Origin of the sequence: Poseidonibacter lekithochrous, assembly GCF_013283835.1 — a bacterium.
Lineage (GTDB): Bacteria > Campylobacterota > Campylobacteria > Campylobacterales > Arcobacteraceae > Poseidonibacter > Poseidonibacter lekithochrous.
Window position 1 is genome coordinate 2844149 of record NZ_CP054052.1, and the last position, 22219, is coordinate 2866367.

The 22219-nt window shown below is 27.1% G+C and carries 17 protein-coding genes and 1 other RNA gene; 8 read left to right on the forward strand and 10 right to left on the reverse strand.

The features are described 5' to 3' along the window. Positions 1-2 precede the first annotated feature (2 nt). Together era and ALEK_RS13695 are read right to left on the reverse strand one after the other, a co-directional pair. Complete coding sequence (era, locus tag ALEK_RS13690) at positions 3-887, reverse strand: GTPase Era (protein WP_071627018.1); 885 nt, start codon at positions 885-887, stop codon at positions 3-5. Between the two features lie 93 nt (positions 888-980). Next, positions 981-2492 carry a YifB family Mg chelatase-like AAA ATPase gene (locus ALEK_RS13695; RefSeq protein WP_071627017.1) on the reverse strand — a complete coding sequence of 504 codons (1512 nt, stop codon included), beginning with the start codon at positions 2490-2492 and terminating at the stop codon, positions 981-983. A gap of 243 nt (positions 2493-2735) precedes the next feature. Here ALEK_RS13695 and ALEK_RS13700 point away from each other — a divergent pair, with 243 nt between their 5' ends. The 3 genes from ALEK_RS13700 (at position 2736) to ALEK_RS13710 (ending at position 4881) form a co-directional block, all read left to right on the forward strand. Then, positions 2736-3968, forward strand: a complete 1233-nt coding sequence (locus ALEK_RS13700) for a methyl-accepting chemotaxis protein (RefSeq protein WP_083574655.1) — start codon at positions 2736-2738, stop codon at positions 3966-3968. Positions 3969-3978: 10 nt separating this feature from the next. Continuing rightward, complete coding sequence (locus tag ALEK_RS13705; RefSeq protein ID WP_071627016.1) at positions 3979-4383, forward strand: PAS domain-containing protein; 405 nt, start codon at positions 3979-3981, stop codon at positions 4381-4383. A 126-nt stretch (positions 4384-4509) separates the two neighbouring features. Then, positions 4510-4881, forward strand: a complete 372-nt coding sequence (locus ALEK_RS13710; protein ID WP_170073331.1) for a hypothetical protein — start codon at positions 4510-4512, stop codon at positions 4879-4881. Positions 4882-4903: 22 nt separating this feature from the next. On the opposite strand, the gene def is transcribed toward ALEK_RS13710, so the two are convergent. The 3 genes from def to tig are packed head-to-tail and all read right to left on the reverse strand — an operon-like array spanning position 4904 to position 7342. Next, positions 4904-5422 (reverse strand): peptide deformylase, encoded by a 519-nt coding sequence (def, locus tag ALEK_RS13715; protein ID WP_071627014.1) that lies wholly within the window; start codon positions 5420-5422, stop codon positions 4904-4906. A gap of 9 nt (positions 5423-5431) precedes the next feature. Beyond that, positions 5432-6016, reverse strand: a complete 585-nt coding sequence (gene clpP / locus ALEK_RS13720; protein WP_071627013.1) for an ATP-dependent Clp endopeptidase proteolytic subunit ClpP — start codon at positions 6014-6016, stop codon at positions 5432-5434. A 24-nt stretch (positions 6017-6040) separates the two neighbouring features. Then, positions 6041-7342: a trigger factor gene (tig, locus tag ALEK_RS13725; RefSeq protein ID WP_071627012.1), complete on the reverse strand. Its 1302-nt coding sequence runs from the start codon at positions 7340-7342 to the stop codon at positions 6041-6043. A gap of 90 nt (positions 7343-7432) precedes the next feature. Here tig and ALEK_RS13730 point away from each other — a divergent pair, with 90 nt between their 5' ends. Further along, the gene (locus ALEK_RS13730) at positions 7433-9142 is read left to right on the forward strand and encodes a vWA domain-containing protein (protein WP_071627011.1); all 1710 of its coding nucleotides are present in this window, start codon (positions 7433-7435) and stop codon (positions 9140-9142) included. An 18-nt stretch (positions 9143-9160) separates the two neighbouring features. Here the strand turns inward: ALEK_RS13730 and ppk2 (ALEK_RS13735) are convergent, their stop codons facing one another. The 5 genes from ppk2 (ALEK_RS13735) to ALEK_RS13755 all read right to left on the reverse strand — a co-directional run bounded on the left by ppk2 (ALEK_RS13735) (position 9161) and on the right by ALEK_RS13755 (position 13922). Further along, a complete protein-coding gene (gene ppk2 / locus ALEK_RS13735) occupies positions 9161-10282 on the reverse strand; it encodes a polyphosphate kinase 2 (RefSeq protein ID WP_071627010.1) in 1122 nt (373 codons plus the stop codon). Between the two features lie 3 nt (positions 10283-10285). Next, positions 10286-11209, reverse strand: a complete 924-nt coding sequence (gene ppk2, locus ALEK_RS13740; RefSeq protein WP_071627009.1) for a polyphosphate kinase 2 — start codon at positions 11207-11209, stop codon at positions 10286-10288. Between the two features lie 17 nt (positions 11210-11226). Beyond that, positions 11227-12372: a carboxynorspermidine decarboxylase gene (gene nspC / locus ALEK_RS13745; RefSeq protein ID WP_228146291.1), complete on the reverse strand. Its 1146-nt coding sequence runs from the start codon at positions 12370-12372 to the stop codon at positions 11227-11229. Next, positions 12359-12526, reverse strand: coding sequence for a rubredoxin (gene rd / locus ALEK_RS13750; RefSeq protein ID WP_071627008.1), 168 nt, complete (start codon positions 12524-12526; stop codon positions 12359-12361). The genes nspC and rd overlap by 14 nt, the downstream gene beginning before the upstream one ends. A 190-nt stretch (positions 12527-12716) precedes the next feature. After that, a complete protein-coding gene (locus ALEK_RS13755; protein ID WP_071627007.1) occupies positions 12717-13922 on the reverse strand; it encodes a saccharopine dehydrogenase family protein in 1206 nt (401 codons plus the stop codon). Between the two features lie 82 nt (positions 13923-14004). Between ALEK_RS13755 and ssrA the strand changes: the two genes are divergently transcribed. The 4 genes from ssrA (at position 14005) to ALEK_RS13775 (ending at position 22211) form a co-directional block, all read left to right on the forward strand. Further along, positions 14005-14404, forward strand: a transfer-messenger RNA (tmRNA) gene (ssrA, locus tag ALEK_RS13760). Between the two features lie 308 nt (positions 14405-14712). Continuing rightward, a complete protein-coding gene (locus ALEK_RS13765) occupies positions 14713-17028 on the forward strand; it encodes a DUF262 domain-containing protein (RefSeq protein WP_071627006.1) in 2316 nt (771 codons plus the stop codon). A gap of 29 nt (positions 17029-17057) precedes the next feature. After that, positions 17058-19775, forward strand: a complete 2718-nt coding sequence (locus ALEK_RS13770; protein ID WP_173424153.1) for a hypothetical protein — start codon at positions 17058-17060, stop codon at positions 19773-19775. A 12-nt stretch (positions 19776-19787) separates the two neighbouring features. Continuing rightward, positions 19788-22211, forward strand: a complete 2424-nt coding sequence (locus ALEK_RS13775; protein ID WP_071627004.1) for an amidohydrolase family protein — start codon at positions 19788-19790, stop codon at positions 22209-22211. Positions 22212-22219: the final 8 nt, after the last annotated feature.

Sequence of the window (22219 nt, forward strand, 5' to 3'; positions counted from 1 at the left end):
TCCTATAATTCGATATCATAACCAAGATCTTTAAGACCTTGCTTATTTTTTGTCCAACCTTTTTTGATTGAAACGAATAATTCTAGGTAACATTTTCTACCTGTTAATTTTTCGATTTTTAATCTAGCATCTTTACCAATTCTTTTAATTGCACTAGCATTTTTTCCAATAATCATACCCTTCTGAGTACTTTTTTGAACAATGATAGTTGCTTTGATTACATCAACCCCTGGTTTTTCTTCTACTTTATTTACTAAAACATCTGTTTCATAAGGAATTTCATCTGAAATATTATCAAAAATTGATTCTCTAATAAACTCTTTAAAGATATCTCTTAAGTGTTCAGTAGTCATGATCTCAGGATCAAATAAATATGGATGTTCTGGTAAATGTTTAACTACACTGTCTAAAATATTAGCATGAGTTGTAGCTTTTTTAATAGAAACTGGAATAACAGATTCATATCTATCTGAGAACTTTTCATATTCTTTCATTTTTGCTAAAACTTCTTCATTACTTACATTATCGATTTTAGTAAGTAATAAAACATGTTTTACATTCTTTTTATTTTTTACTAAGAAGTCTTCATAATGTGTTAATTTATCAGTAACTGGGGCTAAGAAAAGAATTAAATCACAATCACCCATCGCTTTTAAGGCTTCTTCTAACATAAACTGATTTATAAGTTTTTCTGTTTCGTGAATACCTGGTGTATCTACAAAGATGATTTGGTCATCTTCATGCATAACTATAATATTTGATCTTTTTCTTGTTGCATTCGCCTTGTGTGATACCATCGCAATTTTTTCACCTACAAGCCAGTTAAGCAGTGAACTTTTCCCTGCATTTGGTCGACCTACAACAGATACATAACCACATTTAGTCATTAATTTTTCTCCTCAAGCTATTTCTTTAGCTTATTTAATTAAAAGAGATAATACCATTTTTGTGTTTACAAAGTGGTAATACAAATAAATTCATTATCTTCTTCTAAAATTTAGGCTTTTTAGTAGGTCTGTTTTTTCTATTTTTTCATTACCATTTAAATCAGCAATTGTCCTTGCAACTTTTAAAACTTTGTTTATACTTCTAAAAGATAATTGATAATTTACAATTGCTTTTTCTAATAATTCTGAAGATGTATCATCCAATACACAATATTTTTTAATCTCTTTATCACTTAATTTTCCATTTAACTCTATTTGTCCTCTTTCTTTTTGAACAATAAAAGCTTTTATTACACTCTCATGTAACTCTTTTGAGCTAACTTTATTTTTATTGTCTTTAAAACTATCATTCATAACTACATATAAATCAATACGATCTAAAAATGGTTCAGAAAGCCTATTTTTATATCTTTGAATTTCCATTTCATTACATCTACACTCTTTTACAGTTGAAAGTAAATTTCCACAAGGACATGGATTCATTGCAGATATAAAAGTGAACTTTGTGTCATAGGTAGTTTTTGTATTTACTCTTGATATTAAAATTTTATTATCTTCTAAAGGTTCACGTAAAGCCTCAAGAACAGATTTTGAAAAGTGAGGCAATTCATCAAAGAATAGAATTCCATTATTTGATAATGCAATCTCACCTATTTTAGCATTTGAACTTCCTCCTCCAAATATTGAAGACTTAGTACTACTATTATGAGGTGCTCTATAACTTCTTTGTGGAATAAAATCAACTTCTTTATAATCTAAAGCTTGAAGTTTAGCTTTTTCTAGTATTTCATCCAAACTCATTGGAGGCATTATATATTTCAATCTTTTAGCAATCATTGATTTTCCACAGCCAGGACTTCCTTCCATAAGCAAATTATGGTTTCCTGCAGCACTAACTAAGGCTGCAAACTTTGGAATATCTTGACCAAAGATATCTGAGAAATCTTCATCATATTTATTATCAAAGTAAAATTCTTCATTTTTGATAGTGATTTTATCAAAGGTCATTTCATCTTTTTTAAATCTATATTTTTCTTTATCATCTGACTTAAAAAAATCAATTGCGGAAGAAATATCTTTTATTACATATATTTTAAGATTAGGTATTTTTGATATTTTTTTTGCAGTGTTTTCACATACTAAAATAGAATTAATTTCCTTTTGTTTTGCTAGGGATAAAACAATGGGAAAAATAGATGATGTATCTTTAATTTTTCCATCTAATCCTAATTCACCAAAAATATAATAATCTTCTAGATTAATATTTTTTTCATTGTATAAACAAATAAGCAAAGCAATTGATAAGTCAAAATGGGAACCTTTCTTTTTTATTTCAGAAGGGGAAAGATTTACAATTATTTTCAAAGGAGGAAACTTAAAATCATTTGTTAATAATGCTGACTTTACTCTCTCCTTCGACTCACTAATACTTGTTGAAATCAAACCAACAATTGTAAACGATGGCAAACCTTTTGTAAATGTAGCTTCAACATTGACACATAAAGCATCTAAAGAATCTAATGACGCTGATTTTATATATTTCATAAACAATCCAATAAAATAATTTTCTACAGTATTTTATCTTTATTTCTTATAAAATAACTAAATTAGTAATTAATATTACTAATTTTTTGAATTATTTAATCAAAGGAAAAAAATTGTCATTTTTTCTATATATTTATGTCATTTTAAATATATTTTTAATATAAAAAATAATATTATATTATACATTTTAAATATATATTTAATACAGAAGTAAGATAATTGAATATAATCAAAGGGGAGAATATGTTTGGATCAGTATCAAATGCTCAGTTAGAAATAATTAATGCATACTTTAAGCAATTTGTTGAACTTGTACAATACAGAAAAAATAAGTTTGAATATGTCGAATCAACTGGAAATGCAAAAGTTGACAGAATGTTTAATGAGTGGAATCAATTAATACAATCTACAGAAGATCAAATAAAAGTTGATATGAAAGTATTAGGTGAGACTGTATTAAACCTAGACAAAGTTGAACAAGGTACATACAATTGTAGAATTAAAAGTAATACAACTAACCCAATGATTCACACTCTAAAAGGTACAATTAATCAAATGCTTAATTCAGTAGAAAATGATATGACTGATTTAAAAAATGTTGTTAATTCTTATGCCCATGATGATTTTACTTCACAAGTTAACGTAAACCCAAAACTAAAAGATACTATGTTAGAAGTAGTTACAAGTGTAAATTCACTTGGTAATTCACTAGCAAGCTCTGCTAAATCTAATTTTGAAAATGGTCAAAGTTTAGAAAACAATGCTTCTATTATGAAAAACTCAATGCATAACCTTGCAGCAAAAGCTAATGAACAAGCAGCATCACTTGAAGAGACTTCAGCTGCAGTTGAAGAGATTACTTCAATTACTAGAAATAATGCTCAAAATGCAACAAAAATGGCAACTTTAGGTCAAACAGTTAAATCAGCAGTTACAAATGGTCAAGATTTAGCTTCTAAAACAGCTGAGTCTATGGAAGAAATTAATACAAAAGTTTCTTCTATTAATGAAGCAATTACTGTTATTGATCAAATTGCATTCCAAACAAATATTCTATCATTAAATGCAGCAGTTGAAGCAGCAACAGCAGGTGAAGCTGGAAAAGGTTTCGCAGTAGTTGCACAAGAAGTACGAAACTTAGCATCAAGATCAGCGGAAGCGGCTAAAGAGATTAAAGACTTAGTTGAAGATGCAAATACAAAAGCTAATGAAGGTAAAAACATTTCAGATGAAATGATTAAAGGTTATGAAACTTTAAATACTCATATCTCTGAAACAATTGGAATCATTGAAGATGTAAGTTCTTCATCAAGAGAACAAATGACTGGTATTGAACAAATCAATGATGCAATTACTATGCTTGATAGAGTTACTCAAGAAAATGCAAGTGAAGCAAACCAAACAACTAATATTTCAAATGAAGTATCTGAAATGGCTAACCAATTAGTTACAGATGCACAAAATAAGAAATTCTAAAGGATAGAAGATGGCAGCAGGACAAGAAACAGTATTAGATGATTATGCTTTTTTAGTTAGTGAGACTGATTCTAAAGGTATTATCAAATTCGCAAATAATGACTTTTGTAACATCGCAGAATTTACTTTAGATGAATTACTAGATCAACCTCATAGTATGGTTAGACATAAAGATATGCCAAGAAAGGCCTTTAAATCTTTATGGGATACAGTACAAAAAGGTCAAATTTGGACAGGTTACGTTAAAAATGCCACTAAAAGTGGTGGATACTACTGGGTATATGCAACTGTATATCCATTTGAATCTTGTGATGGTTCTCAAGGATTTATGTCTTGTAGAAGAAAAGCAAGTAAACAAGAAATTGCAGCAGCAGAAGATCTGTATCGGCAATGGAACAAAGAAGAAGGTAGATAGAGTTTAACTCTATTTGCTTACTTTTTCACTTATTTTAAAAATCTCTTATAAATAATCTTTATTAAAAACTAATCTTTAAAAACTGTAGATATAATATCCTCTTAAATTTACAATGGAGTATATATTATGAATCTTATAAACTGCCCTGAATGTAATCATGAAATTTTAGATAGAATTGGAACAATATGCCCTAGTTGTGGTCATAATGTTACATATTTTGAAGGTGATAAAAAAAGAAAATTATATGGTAAGTTTTTTGCTATGTCTATATTTTTTCCCTTTATATCATTTATTACAATAGTATTTACATCAGGGAATTTAATTGCATTATCAATTGCAAGTATATTATATTTATTTTTAGCGACAGTATCATGTCCACTAAGATTTAAAGATTTGTTTTTTACAGGATATGAAAAACTTGTTTTTTGGGTAATTTGGGGAGTTGCAAATAGCTTTCTTATAGCTATTACATATAATTCTTTTTCTAAGTTACTGTAGGTATTAAAAGACTAAAAAGAATCTACTTCTTTTTATCTTTTAATCTTCTTTTCCACTCTTTTTCAAATTTTTTTCTCTTTAAAAAAGATAGGTTTTCAATAAATAAATGACCTTCTAAATGTTCCATCTCATGTTGCCAAGCAACTGCTAAAAAGTCTTCACATTCCATAGTTTGTTTTTCACCATTTCTATTAAAATATTCAACAATAATATGTTGAGCTCTTTTAACATCTTCGTGAAAACCAGGAACACTTAAACACCCTTCAGTAAAAACTTGTTCGCCATCTTTGTGAGTAATTACAGGATTAATTGCCTCAATTAACTCTTCTTTATTTTGAACGTCATTTTCATCAGGAATACTTATGATTAATATGTTTAAAGGAATTGATACTTGAATAGCAGCAAGACCTACTCCACTTTGATCAACCATTGTTTCATACATATCATCAAGAAGAGTATGAAGTTCTTCATTGAACTCCATTACATCTTCTGACTTTGTTCGAAGTAATTTATTTGGATAAGTAATAACTTCTCTAATCATTATCTATCTCTATTTGTGCTTTTCGATAACTTCATCAACTAAACCGTATTCACAAGCTTCTTGCGCACTCATAAAGTTATCTCTATCAGTGTCTTTTTCAATAGTTTCAATATCTTGACCAGTTTGTTCTGCAATCATAGCATTTAAACCGTCTTTCATTCTTTGAATCTCTTTAGCTTGAATTTGAATATCAGTAGCTTGCCCTTGAGCTCCACCTAATGGTTGATGAATCATAATTCTAGAGTTAGGAAGAGAATATCTCTTACCTTTAACTCCAGAAGATAATAAAAATGCACCCATTGATGCTGCTTGTCCTATACAAATAGTACAAACATCAGGTTTAATATAATTCATAGTGTCATAAATAGACATACCACTAGTGATAACTCCACCTGGAGAGTTGATGTATAAGTAGATATCTTTATCTGGATCTTCTGCTTCTAAGAACAGTAATTGTGCAACTACAGTAGAAGCAACTTGATCATTGATTTCTCCACTTAACATGATAATTCTATCTTTTAAAAGTCTAGAATAGATATCATAACTTCTCTCGCCTCTTCCGCTTTTCTCAACTACGTATGGTATATAACTCATTTATTTATCCTATATTTTATTAGATTAGTTACCTAATTTTTCGTCTAATAATTTAGAGATAACTCTCTCTTCAATCATTGACATTTTAATAGCTGGTAAATATCCTGCTTCTTCGTATTGTTTTAATACGTCTTGAGGATTTTGTCCCATTTGCATTGCTTCGAAGTATAATACTTGAGTAACTTCTTGATCAGAAACTTCAACTTCTTCAGCTTTAGCTAATGCATCTACGATGAATGTAGCTTTTACAGAAGATTCAGCTTCAGCTTTTAATTCTTCTCTAATTTCTTCAACTTTAGCAGCATCTTCTTGTAATACTTTGATTTCGTCTTCGCTCATAGTTCTTACTTTGTTGTTTAACGCGTGGTTAACTTCTTGATCAACTACTGAAGATGGTAATGCAAATTGTAATTTTTCAACTAAAGTGTTTAAGTACTCAGGTTTTAATTCTTCTCTGTAGTATTTAGCTTTAACTTCGTTTTTGATTTGCTCAGTAATTTTTTCTTTTAATGTATCAATAGTTACATTTTCTTCTTGAGGAAGCATTTTTTGTGCGAATTCGTCAGTTAATTCAGCAGCAGCTTTTTCTTGAATTTCATGTAAAGTTACTTTAAATACAGCTTCTTTACCAGCTAAATCTTTTGATTGGTACTCTTCTGGGAAAGTAACAGTGATATCTTTAGATTCTTCATATTTCATACCAATTACTTGCTCTTCAAATCCTGGGATAAATGAACCAGAACCTACATGTAATGGATACTTCTCAGCTTTTCCACCTTCAAATGCAACACCATCAACGAAACCTTCGAAATCGATTACCGCGTGATCTTGATCTCTAACCATTCTTTTTCTAGTAATTTTTACTAATGGTGCAGATTGTCCAGCCATTTCTTCTAACTTAGCGTTAACTTCGTCTTCAGAAACTGTTTTTTCTTCAACAGCAGGGATTAATGCTTTGTAATCTCCTAAGTCAACATTTGGTTTAGTTGCAACTTTTACTTCAACTTCAACAGAACCGTCTTCTTTTTTGTCATATTTAGTAATTGATGGCTCACCAATTAAGTCTTCATTAGCAATGTTTAATTCTTTTAAACCATCTGCTAAAATAGCTCTTAATGCTTCACCTTCAGCATCTTCAGTTAACTTATCAGCATATCTTTGCTTAACAACAGCAACAGGAACCTTACCTTTTCTAAAACCTTGGATATCCATAGTTTTAGCAGCTTGTTTCGCTACTTTGTCTAAGTTACTTTCGATAGTTTCCTTAGCAATTGATGCAGAAATTACAGCGTTTGCTTCGTCAACTCTTTGTGCGTTAAATTCCATTAAATTCACTCCGATTGTTATATTTTTAGCCGTGATTTTAGCTAAAAATTACTAAGGCTTTAATAAAATACTATTTTAAAAGGAGTTATCTTGAGTTTTATCTATACAAATGTACTTTTTTTAATGCTAATTCCAGCATTATTGCTAATGTTTTTACTAATAAGTAAAAGAAACAATTTTGAACAATATTTTTCAAAAGAAGCATTAGATAAGTTATCAGTTTCTAATCAATATTTTTCAAAGAAAGCTAGAAATATTACACTTTTTATTTCACTTATATTCATGATAATTGCACTGGCTCGTCCAGTTACAAATGAAAAAGAGCAAAGAGTTAAACAAGAACTTAATACATTACTTGTTGCAATTGATGTTTCAAAATCTATGCTTGCTACTGATTTGTATCCAAATAGATTAGATTTTGCTACAAAAAAGTTATTAAGTATAATTGAGAATTCAAAAGATACAGCTATTGCTGTAATACTATTTGCAAAGTCTTCATTTATTTTATCTCCATTAACAGAAGATTTTCATTCTTTAAAAATTCTAGTTGAGAATTTAGACACAGGTGCAAATTTTGATAATGGTACAAATATTTATTCAACTTTAGAAGTTACAAATAAATTGCTAAAAAATTCAGCAAATAAAAATCTACTATTACTTACAGATGGTGGTGATAAAAAAGATTTTGAAAAAGAAATAGATTTTGCAAAAGAAAATAAGATAAATGTCTATACTATAGCTCTTGCTTCAAAAGAAGGATCAGCAATAAAACTTCAAGATGGAAATTTTCTAACTAATAAAAATGGAGATATAGTTACTCTGTCTGTAAATGAAAATATAAAAAAGCTAGCTCTTAGTACTAATGGTGGTTATATAAATTATTCTATAAATAATAGTGATATAAATGCAATTTTAAATGATATATTAAAAACATCAAAAAAAGAGAATATTCAATCAAAGAAATATAAAACTTATACTGAACTATTTTATTATCCTTTGGCTATTGGCATATTTTTATTATTACTTGCATTTTCATCACTTCCAAAAATTAGATTCTCTAGGAATAAATCTAATAGTCTCTTTTTAGTTTTATTTGTCTCATTGTTTTTAACAAATGATACTTATGCTTCTATATTTGATTTTCAGACCATAGAGCAAGCTAATGCAGATTATAAAGCCAAAGAGTACCAAAATGCTACAAAAGAGTATTCAAAGCTCTCATCTTCAAAAGAACAACAATACAATCTCGCAAACTCTTTATACAAAGAAAATAAATATAAAGAAGCTATAGAGAAATATAAAAATATTAAAAGTGAAGATAGAAATCTAAACTTTAACAAATTACATAATATTGGAAATGCCTATGCAAAAAGTAATGACTTACAAAATGCAAAAAAATCTTATGAAGAAGCATTAAAAATAAAAAATGATAAACAAACACAAGAAAATCTTGACACAGTAAATAAAGCTTTAGAGAAAAAAGAAAAAAAGAAGAAAGATCAAAAAGGTCAAAAAAAGAATAAAGAAAAAAAACAAGAGAAAAAGAAAAAAGAAGATAAAAAACAAGAAAAATCTAATGACTCAAAAGAGAATAAAAAGAACAAAAAAGAAAACAAGAAAAAAGATGCAGAAAAAAAAGAGCATAAAGAAAAGAAAAAGTCTGATCAAAAAATAAATAAAAAAGAGATGTCAGATAAAGAAGAGAATAGATGGTTAAAACAATTAGAAAAAAAGAAAGCTAATTCTTTATTAAAAAAAATAGAATCATCGCAAGAAGATGATTCTATTAATCCATGGTAAATCTAAAATTTTCTAGAATTAGTAGTTTTTAGATTTTCTCATTTGAAGTAACTCTCTTTGAACAGAGATGTTTACTTCTTCATTTGGTTCATAATCAAGTGAATAATTTCTTCCATCATAATCAACAGAATTTAAAATCACTTTCATAGCTTCAAGTCTTGCTTTATGTTTATCATCAGATCTTACAATATGCCAAGGTGCTGATCTTGAAGTCGTACGTCTAAGCATTTCGTATTTTTTCTCTGAGAATTCATCCCATAAATCTTGTGCTTGCATATCTACTTCTGAGAATTTCCATTGTCTTAATGGATCTTCAATTCTTCTATCAAATCTTCTTTTTTGTTCTTCTTTTGATACAGAGAAATAAAGTTTGATTAGAATCATTCCTTGTCTTACTAAATCTTGCTCAAAATTAACAACATCTTCCATAAAGATTTCATGTTCTTCTTGTGTACAGAATCCAAAAATTGGTTCAACCATTGCTCTGTTATACCAAGATCTATCAAATAGTACAATTTCTCCACCAGTAGGGAAATGTTCAATATATCTTTGGAAGAACCATTGATTTTTTTGAGTATCTGTTGGTTTACCAAGAGCTACTATTCTGTAATGCTTATTATTCATATATCTAGTGATTCGTCTAATAGCACCACCTTTTCCAGAAGCATCTCTTCCTTCAAAAATAATAATCATTCTTTTGTTTTGTGACTCAAGGAAATTTTGAAGTTTAATTAATTCAATTTGATATTTTTTTAGTTCTTCTAAATCATAAATCTTTTGAATACCTTCATTTAAAACCTGAGGATCAAGTTTTTTGTAATCTCCAAGAATTTCAATTAACTGTTCATTCTCTTCAATTATTTTTGCTAATGCTTCATTATTTGGGCTATCTGTATTAATTGACACTTGTTTTGATATTTCCTCTTCTTTTTTTACAACTATTGATTCTTTAAAAATATTCATTAAGTCTAATGCTGATTTTTTAGTAAGGTTATCTTTTTTTGTATATCCTAATACTTTAACATATCGTTTTCTCTCAAACTGAAATCTTGCGATATATTTTTTACCAAATATTGGATGTGATGCTTTTGAGATATATAATCCACTGTAATTCGTCTTTTCAAAATCGCTTAAATTCATCTACTATGCCTTCGCAAACTTATTTTCTTGTTCCATATTTTCAATCTCTTCTGTACCTGTAATTAGTACATTACGATCCACTTTTATTGTTTCGTCTTCTACTTTTGCTGGATATTCCACATGATTTAAAATATGTTTAATACAGTTTATTCTTGCTTTTTTCTTATTATCACTTCTAATTACAGTCCATGGAGAAATATCTGAATTAGATGACATTAACATTGAAAATTTAGCTATTGTATATTTATCCCAATACTTTTGTGACTCCATATCAACAGGAGATAGTTTGTATTGTTTTAAAGGATCTGTTTCTCTTTTTTTGAATCTTAGTGCTTGTTCTTTTTTTGAAACAGAGAAATAATACTTCATTAAAATAACACCTGATTTAACAAGCATTTTTTCAAATTCTGGAACTTCTCTTAGGAATTCATGATGTTCTTCAGTAGTACAAAATCCCATTACAGGTTCAACTCCTGCTCTGTTATACCATGATCTATCGAATAATACAATCTCACCTGCACTTGGAAGGTGTTGTGTATATCTTTGGAAATACCATTGTGTTTTTTCAATATCACTTGGTTTTTCTAAAGCTACAACTCTTGCACCCCTAGGATTTAAATGTTCTGTAATTCTTTTGATAGTACCACCTTTGCCCGCAGCATCTCTACCTTCAAAAATCATTAGAACTTTTAGTCCTTTTTCTTTTACATGATTTTGGAATTTTAATAACTCAATTTGTAAAGTTGTTAATTCTCTTTCGTACTCTAAAGTCTCTTTCTTAACCCATATTTGAACTTTTTTGTCTTTGTACTTTAATTCATTTCTTTTTCTATTTTTATCTTTAGAGTTATGCTTAACTGATTCTTCAGTATCAATCTCGTCCATATCTTTAAATTCGCTATTAATGATTTCTCTCTCCTGCCCCATTTTTCACCTTTTTTATGTTATGAAAGTCTCACTTTATAATTATTATAGCCAAAATTGTTTACAATTTGGTAACAATTATCGTTCTTTTTTATCACAATAGATGGTAACTTTATACCATTAAATGTAGTTGTTTTTACCATTGTATAGTGAATCATATCTTCTAAAATGATTTTATCACCTACTTCTAATGGCTTATCAAAAGAGTAATCACCAATAATATCCCCAGCAAGACAAGTATTTCCCCCAAGTCTATATGTAAACTCTTTTTCATTAGCATTTAAAGCACCTCTAATATCAGCTTTATATGGCATTGCTAAAGTATCAGGCATATGTGCTTCAGCAGAGGTATCTAAAATGGCAATATTCATTCCATTATTTACAATATCTAAAACAGTAGCCATAAGGTACCCTGTTTGCCACCCTACTGCTTCTCCTGGTTCTAAATAAACTTCTAAATGTGGATATCTGTTTTTAAACTCTTTTAATGTAGTTATTAAACCTTCAACATCATAATCATCTCTTGTTATATGATGTCCACCACCAAAATTAACCCATTTCATTTGAGCTAAATATTCACCAAAGTTTTCTTCGAAGTTTTTAAGTGCTCCTTGAAGAGCATCTACATTTTGTTCACATAAAGCATGAAAATGTAATCCATCAATATTTTCTAATTGTGTTTCATCAAAATTAGCTTTTGTAATTCCAAGTCGTGAAAAGTCTCCACAAGGATTGTATAAATCCACCTCAACAGATGAATACTCAGGATTTACTCTAAGACCTATTGACGTTTTTCCTATGGCTTTGTGTTTTAATAAATTTAGTTGATTAAATGAGTTAAATACTACATGATTTGATAAAGATACAATTTCATCAAACTCTTCTTCTTTAAAAGCAGGAGAATACGTATGTACTTCTCCCCCAAACTCTTCTTTTGCTAGTATTGCTTCATGAAGACCTGATGCACAACAACCTTTTAAGTATTTTTTACATAAATCAAAAGTTGAGTGTAATGCAAAACCTTTTAGAGCTAAAAGGATATTTACATCTGCTTCATCTTGTACTTTTTTTAATAGTTTTAGATTATTTTCTAATAAATTCTCTTCACATACATAACTAGGACTTGGTAAGTCCTCAAATTTTTCTATAATATCAATCTTCTTCAAAGGGTTCAAAATCCTCTTTATTTACACCACAGTCAGGACATTCCCAATCATCTGGGATATCTTCAAATGCAGTTCCTGGTTTGATTCCACTATCTGGATCACCTAAGGCTGGATCATATATATAATCACATGCTGTACAAACATACTTTTGCATAATATTCTCCTCATATTTGATTAAGAATATTATACAATTTTTATAAATAGTATAATACTAAAATTAAAAATTAATTATTTTTTTTACTAATTCTTAATTTTACTATTTTAAATGATTAAAGAGAAAAGAAGAAAACCTTGTACTATAAAAGTACAAGGAAAACATAAATGTTTATTTTTCTACATTATTACTAAACGTCTAATTCTAAGATTTTCCAAGGTAAACCTTGAGTCATTAACTCATCCATAAATGGCTTAGCATCAAACTCTTCTATATTAAATACACCTTTACCATCCCAAATACCTTTGTAAAGCATTTTAGTACCAATCATAGCTGGAACTCCTGTCGTATATGAAACAGCTTGTGCTCCTGTTTCTTTGTAACATTCTTGATGGTCACAAGTATTATAGATATATACTTTTTTCTTTTTCCCATCTTTGTAACCTTCGATAATACAACCAATGTTTGTCTTACCTACAGTTCTTGGTCCAAGTGATGCTGGATCAGGAAGTAAAGTAGCTAAGAACTCAATAGGAATAATCTTTTGTCCCTTATGCTCTACTTCTTCAATACCTAACATTCCTACGTTTTGTAAGCAATTCATATGTTGGATATAAGAATCACCAAATGTCATAAAGAATCTAATTCTTTTAAGACCTTTGATATTTTTACATAAAGACTCTAATTCTTCATGATATAGTAAATAAGAAGGCTTAACTCCTACTTCTGGATAATCATGGTCAACCCTAATCTCTAATGGTTTTGTTTCAATCCATTTACCCTCTTCCCAATATCTACCATTTGCAGATACTTCTCTAAGGTTAATCTCTGGATTAAAGTTTGTAGCAAATGGATAACCATGATCCCCTGCATTACAATCCATAATATCAATGTAGTTAATCTCATCAAATAAGTTTTGTTGAGCATACGCGCAAAATACACCAGTAACACCAGGATCAAAACCTGAACCTAAAAGAGCTTTTACACCTGCTTTTTCAAACTGCTCTTGTTTTGCCCATTGTTCTTTGTATTCAAATTTTGCTTCATCTGGGTGTTCGTAGTTTGCAGTATCTACATAATCTACTCCTGTTGACGTACAAGCATCCATGATTGTTAAATCTTGGTATGGTAATGCAACATTTAAAACAACTTTTGGATTAACTTTTTTAATTAGTTCTACTAGTTGGGGTACATTATCCGCATCTACTTTTGCAACATCTATTTGAACATTTTGATTCTCTTTGATCTCTTTTGCGATAGTTTCACATTTTGATAATGTTCTAGAAGCTAAAGTAATTTTTTCAAATGTATCAATATTCATAGCACATTTCACAGTAGCAACACGACTAACACCACCTGCACCAATAATTAAAATACCTTTTTTTGTATCAGACATCTTATACCTCTTTAGTTTTATATTGTTTGTATTATATAAAAATTTCAGTAAAAATTTGGTAAAATTTCATTTCCTAATTCATGGGGATGACTTGGTATCGATTAGAGCATTGATTACTAGTTGCATGTCGGCCTGAACACGCCGTTACACGGTTCATTTTTTTTAGACGCAAATAATAATAATTACGCTCCAGCTTACGCAAAAGCTGCGTAAGTTTAACAACTTATAGGACTCGCCTAACGGCTTGAGACCACGGAGGCTCGCACTACAGATTCTATCTATGTAGATTTACGCGGGTTCAAACTTGATAGATTATTAAAGAAGTGTTGATTCGACTTTTTTGAGACATTTAGAATCTTATCTTTTTTACAGCCTTGCAGGTTGAGCTGTTCTAAAGTGAAATTGATCAATCTTTTACTAAACATGTAGACGCTATTAGGATATGTTTTAAGACTGGAGTTCAATTCTCCACATCTCCACCAAACTGACAAATTTAAAAATCATAATTTTTTTACAACATAATAATAATTTAATTAGAATTAATAATAAATTAGTAATAATTAATATATTAATACTAATGCTAAATTATCTATATACTTTTTTGATATAAAATTAAAAAATCATATTTCATTTAATAATAATTTTTGTATAAATTTCTTATCTTGAGAAATTAAAATCAAAGGTTACATGTGTCTATTATAAAAAGTTATCTATAGTATTTTATATAAATAATATATGTAGATTAAAAAGAATTGCTAAAGTAGAAATTAAAAAGTCAAGGAACTTAATCGTGATAAATGAAGCTAATAAACGAAAAGTTAAATCTATATTTTCATCTGATCAATCTACCATATGGAGAATTCCTCCTTATCAAAGAGAATATTCATGGGAAAAAAATAAAGAATGTGAAGAGTTATTTAACGATATAGTTGAAATTGCCGAGGAAGAAAATGATTATCATTTTATTGGATCAATGATCACTTATTCTCCAGAAGGAGAAGATGAAAAACAAATAGTTGATGGGCAACAAAGAACTGTAACTCTGTCTTTTTTCTATCTGTCTTTATTTAAATATTTAAATGAATTAAAAGAAATATACTCTACAGATAAATATGATGATGAAATTAATAGAATTGAAAATAAATTTATTGATACAAGCTCTGAAGATAATAAAGCAAAATTTATTTTATCTAGCCAAAAAAGAAATAATTTAGATTTTAAATTTATACTAGATGAAAATCAACTTATTCATTTAACAACTAATGAAAAGAAAAGTAATCAACGTGTTAGAATGAGAAAATTCTATCAATCATTTACTTATATTTCTACTTTTATCAGAACATATATTCAAAATGAGATATTGAAAGAAGAAAAAAAATATTTTGATGAATTAAAAGAAACATTGATAGAGGTAAAAGAAACATTAGTAAAGAATCAAGAATTTGATAAATTGAAACAGGTATTAACTTTCTTGTCTTTATTTGATAAGAGTTATGATAAAGAAAATAAATTTTATTTAGAGTATAAATATAACTTATCTGATATATACAATGAATATAGAAAGAAAAAAGAAGAAAAAACTTATCCAAAGCTTGATAGCGATGATAGTTTCTTTTCAAAATTAAAAGAGTTAAATAAAGAACTTGATGAAAATACACTTCCTTTAACAGATAGATATTTAAACTTAATGAGAATGGTTGACAAAAATATAATTGTAAATGAGGATTTCAAAAGCTTCTTTGCTGATATTGAATATAAAGTTATAAAAAAACTTATACAAACAATTGATGAGACACTTATTGTTCTTATTGATGTAAAAAGTTTAAGAAGTGCAAATAATATTTTTGAAACTATAAATAATAGAGGTAGAGCATTACTTCCTATGGATTTACTAAAAAATAAAATTCTTGCTTATATTGATGATATGAAAGACTCATATTTAGGGAAAAGAAATCGTATAGATGATCAATATAAAATATTTATGGATAACTTAGATAAGAATGTAAGTGATCATATTGTAATGCAAGGAACAGTAGGGACATGGTCTGCAATGATTGAGCCATTATCTGAAAATGATCAAATAAGTTTTTTAAGAAGATACTATATTGCATTTAATGATAAATATGAAATTGATTATAAGAAGCCTACAAAAAATAATATATTAGAAATATTTGAAAGAATTATTACAAAAGAGAATGCAATAAATATTTTAAAAGATTTATATGAAAAGTCGTTAGTATATAGAGAACTTATTAGTAATAATTCAAAATATTCTAACTTGTCTTATTTAAGTGTAACTCCTGCCTATTCATTACTTTTATATCTTGAGGTTAATAAAAATGAAATTGAAGACTTTACTCAATTACAAAATAAAGTAATATATACAATAGAAAAATTCTTTGTAAGAAGACACTTAACAAACTATCCAACAATAAATAAATTAGATGATTTATTTAAACGTACAATAGATGAAATCAAACTAATTGATAAGGAAAACTTTACATCTATAAACATATACCAAATAATAGTTAAAAATATCACTTCTCCTGAATACTGGGCTACAGATGAAATGGTTAAAGAATTATTAGAAGGTGATATATATTTAAGACATAGTGAATTAACTAAATATTTACTTGTTCATTTAGACAAAGAATTATCAACATCAAATGATAAAGAAACAAATACTAACTATTGGGAAAAAATCAAAAAACAACCATTATTTTCAGTAGAACATATTCTTCCTCAACAAACAACAGGAATGCTTGATAAAGAATGGATAAATTCTATTCTTAAAAAAGATACTGAATATGAAGCAATTGAAGAAGAAATAGATTTTGCAATGTCTCAAAAAGACAGTAATTGTCATAAGTTAGGGAATTTAACTTTAACAGGATATAACTCATCACTATCAGATAAACCATTTAAACAAAAAAGAGATAAACAAGATGAGAAGAAGAAATATATAGGTTTTAAAAATGGTCTTGCTTTAAATAAAGATATTGAAAGCAATGAAAACTGGGAAGTAACTGATATTGAAGATAGAACTTCAAAACTAGTTAGCATATTACAAAATACATTATTTCAAAGTAGTTTTGAAATAAAATAATAAATAAATTAATATAAAAGGAATAATTTATGCCAAAAAAAAAATTTGATACTATAATAAATACATCAAATACACTTTTAGAAAATAGTACAAGAGTAAAACATATAATTCAAAAAGATGCTTTTAATAGATGTCTTGATTTAATTATTCAAAAATTAGAATTAGCAGTTAAGTATACTAATTCCAAAGCTTTTGATAGATACCATGAAACAATTACAGTAAATGGAGAAAGAGGTACAGGAAAAACAAGTTTTGTATTAACAATAGAAGACTTTATAAAGAATAAAAAAGAATATGAGGATCCAACATATCAAAAATATTACAATAATGTGAAAGATGTTCAAACATTAAAATTACTTGACCCTACATTATTAAGTGATAGACAAAAAGTTCTATTAACTATAATTTCAAATATATCTGAACTAGTAAAAAAAGAATTAAATAGCTGTAAAGAAGAACAAAGAAAAATATGGAAAGATAATTTGCTATCACTAGCAGAAGGTTTAAATTCGATAATTAACATTGGGAAAGATCCCAATCATGATAGTATGTGGGATGATGCAGGACTAATTCTAGAAAATGGCTTACTAAAAGCAAATGCAGGAGTAAACTTTGAAAAAAACTTTCATGAATTTATTGAAAAAAGTTTAGAAATACTTGATAAAAAAGCTTTTCTTTTAATATTAGATGATATTGATACCAACTTTAAGAAAGGTTGGGATGTATTAGAAACACTTAGAAAATATATCACTACACCAAAAATCATAACAATAATTTCAGGTGACTTATCTTTATACAAACAATTAATTAGAAATAATCAACTAAATCTTTTTAAAGACTCTATGGAATATGAAAATGATAGATATAAGGAATATACTCAAGCAATTGACGAACTAGAATCACAATATTTAATAAAAATACTTAAACCAGAAAACTACATAAATCTTTATAGATTAAATTATTTTTTATCATATAAAAAAGCCCCTAATATTGGAATACAAAAAAACTCAGAAGTTGATCCTATTGACTTAAAAGACTTCTTTCTTGAATTAATAAAAGAAGGATTTAGTATTAAATCAGATATTCAATTAAATTTATATTTTAAAATATTATCTAATATGCCAATTAGAACTAATATGCAAATGTTTAAAGCATATTTTGACTCAATAGATACTAATAAAAATACTTTTCATCAGAGATACTTCCTTCAAAGAACCAAAGATATCTTTATAACACTATTTAGCAAATATGGAATAGATTTACAATTTTTTGAAATTATAAGAGAAGATTCACGTACTGATACTTTTCTATCTAAATTCTTCCATGATAAATCTCTTATAAACGCTAAAGAATTATTATCTAATGAACTACATAATATGAATGAAGAAAAAAATATAATCATATTAATTCTTAAAGGCTTATATAATGCTTATTCACATGGAAGAAATGATACATATTTAGAGTGGGGATTAAAAGGAATATTAACAAGTTATTATTTTAGTGATGAAATAGATAATAACAAAAATCTATATTCATTTTTAGATCTAAATAATGAATTAGATTCAGAAAAAAGAATACAAAAACTAATTAGCTTAAATAATAATTCGAAAAATCTATTTGCTGTAACATATCGAGATAAAAAATATAGTCAAGGGGGATTAATATTTAAAAATTTTATTGAAAATACAAATGAGAAAGGGGAAAGAGTTCTAGGTAAGGAAGGTCTTTATACGATTAAAGATGAATCTTTTTTATTCTCTAAAATATTATATACCAAATTAAGAACAACAGGAAGAGATACCAAAGACACAATTAGTTTTTTTTATATATTATCATTTATTGAAAAACTATATTCATTTAGAAGCCAATTTATAGAAGATAAACTTTCTAATGATAATAAAAAAGAATTAACATCCAATATCAATGATTATATTAAATCTATAATGATTAAAGATTATAGGTTCACATTAAGCAAAAATGTAAATGATGAACAACAATTAATAACTAATTCAAACGACGGAACTATTGATGAGAGTAGAAATACCGAGGAATATAGTATAAGAGAATCCTTCATTCAGAATCTAACTAGTTGGTTAACAACTTTAAAATTTAATGAATCTAAATTTACTTTAAATGATATTAATATCGTATTTAACAATTTTATAAAGAAATATTTAGATGATGACAAATACAACTTTAAAGTGTTTAACAATATATCAGAGTATTTACAGGTGAGTATATATGTATTTTTAAATGAAGTTTTAAAAAGAAGTATTTATATACATTTAAATGAATCAGAATTAAATAATATAACCATTCAAGAGATTGCTAGTACTAGAGGTCTTAATAATTTTGAATCTAATTTAGGCAAATATCTACAAAAACTTACAAAAGTAAAAATAAAGGAAATGCAAAGTTCTGATTTCTTTTTTAATTTACTTTCTTGTCCAGTATGGAATTATTATATCCCAGATTTTGATAAATTTAGGGAAATGATTAGTATAGATAAAATAGCTATTCAACCATTAAACTATAGTAAACTTTTTGTTCATAAAACAAATGAAGAAAAATTAAGTCATATACTATCTTTATATATTGAACAGAATGGGCCTATTGGTAATGAGAACCTTGACGTAGTAGATACCAAAATTATTCATCTTTATAAAGATGAATTTAATGTAACTAGTACAAAAGATCTACCATCAAAAACTAAAAGAAAAACAATATATGAAAATAGTTTTAAATAAGGATAGTAAGTTTTGTTAATTAACTTTAAATTCTTACCATATTCAGTTTTATTAAGTTCCAATAATATTTTTAATCAGTTATCCTTAAATTTTAACCATACGGATGCTGATGATATAAAGAAAATTGTTTTTATTGACCATAGAGAAGCGAATTTAAAAAAACCAGATTATATACACAAAAATAATTTGCTAGAATTAAATGAAAAAAATACAATTAAGGATAACTTCCTTTATTCATATAATCAATTAAATCAACTTTTTAAATGGAGAGGAAATAATATTTTTATAAACGATGAATATTATTATGATTGGCAAAATATTGTAACTAAAATTCCACCTATTTCACTCTTAACCTTTAATCTATATACTAATCATCAGCAAGTTCAAAATATTAATGATATTATAGATCAAATTTTTAATTCATCTACTCTACCAAGTATATATAATCAATATTTAGAAGATTTATTTAAAAATGATAAATTGTCGGAAATGCATATGCATATTAATGGTACAACAGAAACTGAATATGTATGGGAGGATGCCTTAAAAAAACCTAATAAGTTTTATACTGAACTAAAAAAATCTTTCCCTAATGATTTAGTAGATGAACTTTATAAACAACTTGATATAAATTATTCACCTAAGAACATGTTCAAAATTTTACAAAAAGCAAAAACTGTTAGGCATTACTTATCTCAGGTTTTACTAAGTAATACACAATCTAATAGTGAACAATTAGATTGGAATAGTTTTTTAAATATTGAAAATATTCATACTGAATTTAAATATACAAAATTTATTCCAACATATGGTCACCCATATAGTCATATGCATTCATTTAAATCATTCCTAGGATATGAAGCAAGATTTATTTACGATATGTTTACATATTTAAATCAGAATGATAATCAAATTATTACAAAACTATTTTATTACTATATTCTTTCAAAATCTATTTTTCATCAAATAATTGTACAACAAACAGATCAATATGGATTTGATCAATTTGAAAAGATAACGGTTAATGAAGTAAGAGAATTATCAGAAAAGAAATATTTAAATAGATTTACTCAACTCAAAGGTATGTATGGACAAGATTTTGAATATATAGAAGCAAGGTTCTCACCTAAAGAATCTAGAACTAAACTACAAAAGTTAGTAGATGAAATAATAATTGATTATGAAAAGTTTATAGAAAAAAATGAATTAACATATCCAGACCTAGCTTTAGTTGCTCACTTCATAAAAAAGAAAGATAAAAGAAAATCTAAAAATATTTATACATATAGAGATTATCCACTTAGAGTGGATTTAAAAAATAGAGCACAGTTACTATTAAATCTATTTAAATCACATCCAAAATATACTTATTATATTAGAGGTATAGATGCAGCCGGCAATGAGTTATATACAAAACCAGAAGTTTTTGCACCATCTTTTAGATATTTAACTAAAAGAATAAACTTATTACCTACTGATTACTATCTAACAGAAGAAAGTTATATTGCAGAAAAAGAAAATAAAGTTAATAGATATTTTAGTAAAAAACCTGAACTAGGTATAACATTTCATGCGGGAGAAGATTTTGTTCATTTAATATCTGGTATAAGAATGGTATATGAGGCAGTTATGTTTCTGGATATGCCCGCAAAAAGTCGTATAGGACATGCAACAGCACTTGGAATTAGCCCCACACACTGGATAAAAAGTATTGGAAACAAACTTAAAATATCAAGAGGAGAATGGCTTGATAATCTTATATTCATATTATTCTTTATGGATAATGATAGTGAATTAAATACTTTTTACTCAAAAATTAATGATAATATTAATAGATACTGGTATGAAATATATAATAAAACACCACATGATTTATATACTTTAAAGCAAGCATATCTATGTAGAAAGATTTGTCCAAGTACTATAAAAAACAAGATACCTAATAGAATCTATGAAATAGATAATGAAGAATGGAAGTATGAAAAAATACTTGATTTTACTCCAAGTAATAAGTCATTAGAATTATTTGAAGATTATCATAATCCAAAATATTATGATAAGTACAATGAAATAATTGAAGTTGATATTAATGAAGATGAAATAAACTTATTATATAAATTACAACAAAATATGATAAAACTATTAAACGAAAAAAATATTGCCATAGAAACTATGCCCACAAGTAATGTAAGAATAAGCTTTTATGAAAATTATGAACAACATCATATTTTTAATTGGTACGATCCAAAAGAAGATCCAAATAAATTAAAACCAAATCTTGTTGTTGCATCAGATGACCCAGGTATTTTTGTAAATCATTTAAGAGCAGAGTTTAGTCATCTTTATCAAACTGCAATTAAAAAAGGTGCAACACAACAACAAACAATTCAGTGGTTAAAAGAATTAAACCATAATGCTAAGATATTTAGATTTTAAGGAAAAAT

Excerpts from the sequence above, each read along its gene's own strand:
- era (WP_071627018.1), bottom strand. The coding sequence starts at position 887 with ATGACTAAATGTGGTTATGTATCTGTTGTAGGTCGACCAAATGCAGGG.
- ALEK_RS13695 (WP_071627017.1), bottom strand. The coding sequence starts at position 2,492 with ATGAAATATATAAAATCAGCGTCATTAGATTCTTTAGATGCTTTATGT.
- ALEK_RS13700 (WP_083574655.1), top strand. The coding sequence starts at position 2,736 with ATGTTTGGATCAGTATCAAATGCTCAGTTAGAAATAATTAATGCATAC.
- ALEK_RS13705 (WP_071627016.1), top strand. The coding sequence starts at position 3,979 with ATGGCAGCAGGACAAGAAACAGTATTAGATGATTATGCTTTTTTAGTT.
- ALEK_RS13710 (WP_170073331.1), top strand. The coding sequence starts at position 4,510 with ATGAATCTTATAAACTGCCCTGAATGTAATCATGAAATTTTAGATAGA.
- def (WP_071627014.1), bottom strand. The coding sequence starts at position 5,422 with ATGATTAGAGAAGTTATTACTTATCCAAATAAATTACTTCGAACAAAG.
- clpP (WP_071627013.1), bottom strand. The coding sequence starts at position 6,016 with ATGAGTTATATACCATACGTAGTTGAGAAAAGCGGAAGAGGCGAGAGA.
- tig (WP_071627012.1), bottom strand. The coding sequence starts at position 7,342 with ATGGAATTTAACGCACAAAGAGTTGACGAAGCAAACGCTGTAATTTCT.
- ppk2 (WP_071627010.1), bottom strand. The coding sequence starts at position 10,282 with ATGAATTTAAGCGATTTTGAAAAGACGAATTACAGTGGATTATATATC.
- ppk2 (WP_071627009.1), bottom strand. The coding sequence starts at position 11,209 with ATGGGGCAGGAGAGAGAAATCATTAATAGCGAATTTAAAGATATGGAC.
- rd (WP_071627008.1), bottom strand. The coding sequence starts at position 12,526 with ATGCAAAAGTATGTTTGTACAGCATGTGATTATATATATGATCCAGCC.
- ALEK_RS13755 (WP_071627007.1), bottom strand. The coding sequence starts at position 13,922 with ATGTCTGATACAAAAAAAGGTATTTTAATTATTGGTGCAGGTGGTGTT.
- ALEK_RS13770 (WP_173424153.1), top strand. The coding sequence starts at position 17,058 with ATGCCAAAAAAAAAATTTGATACTATAATAAATACATCAAATACACTT.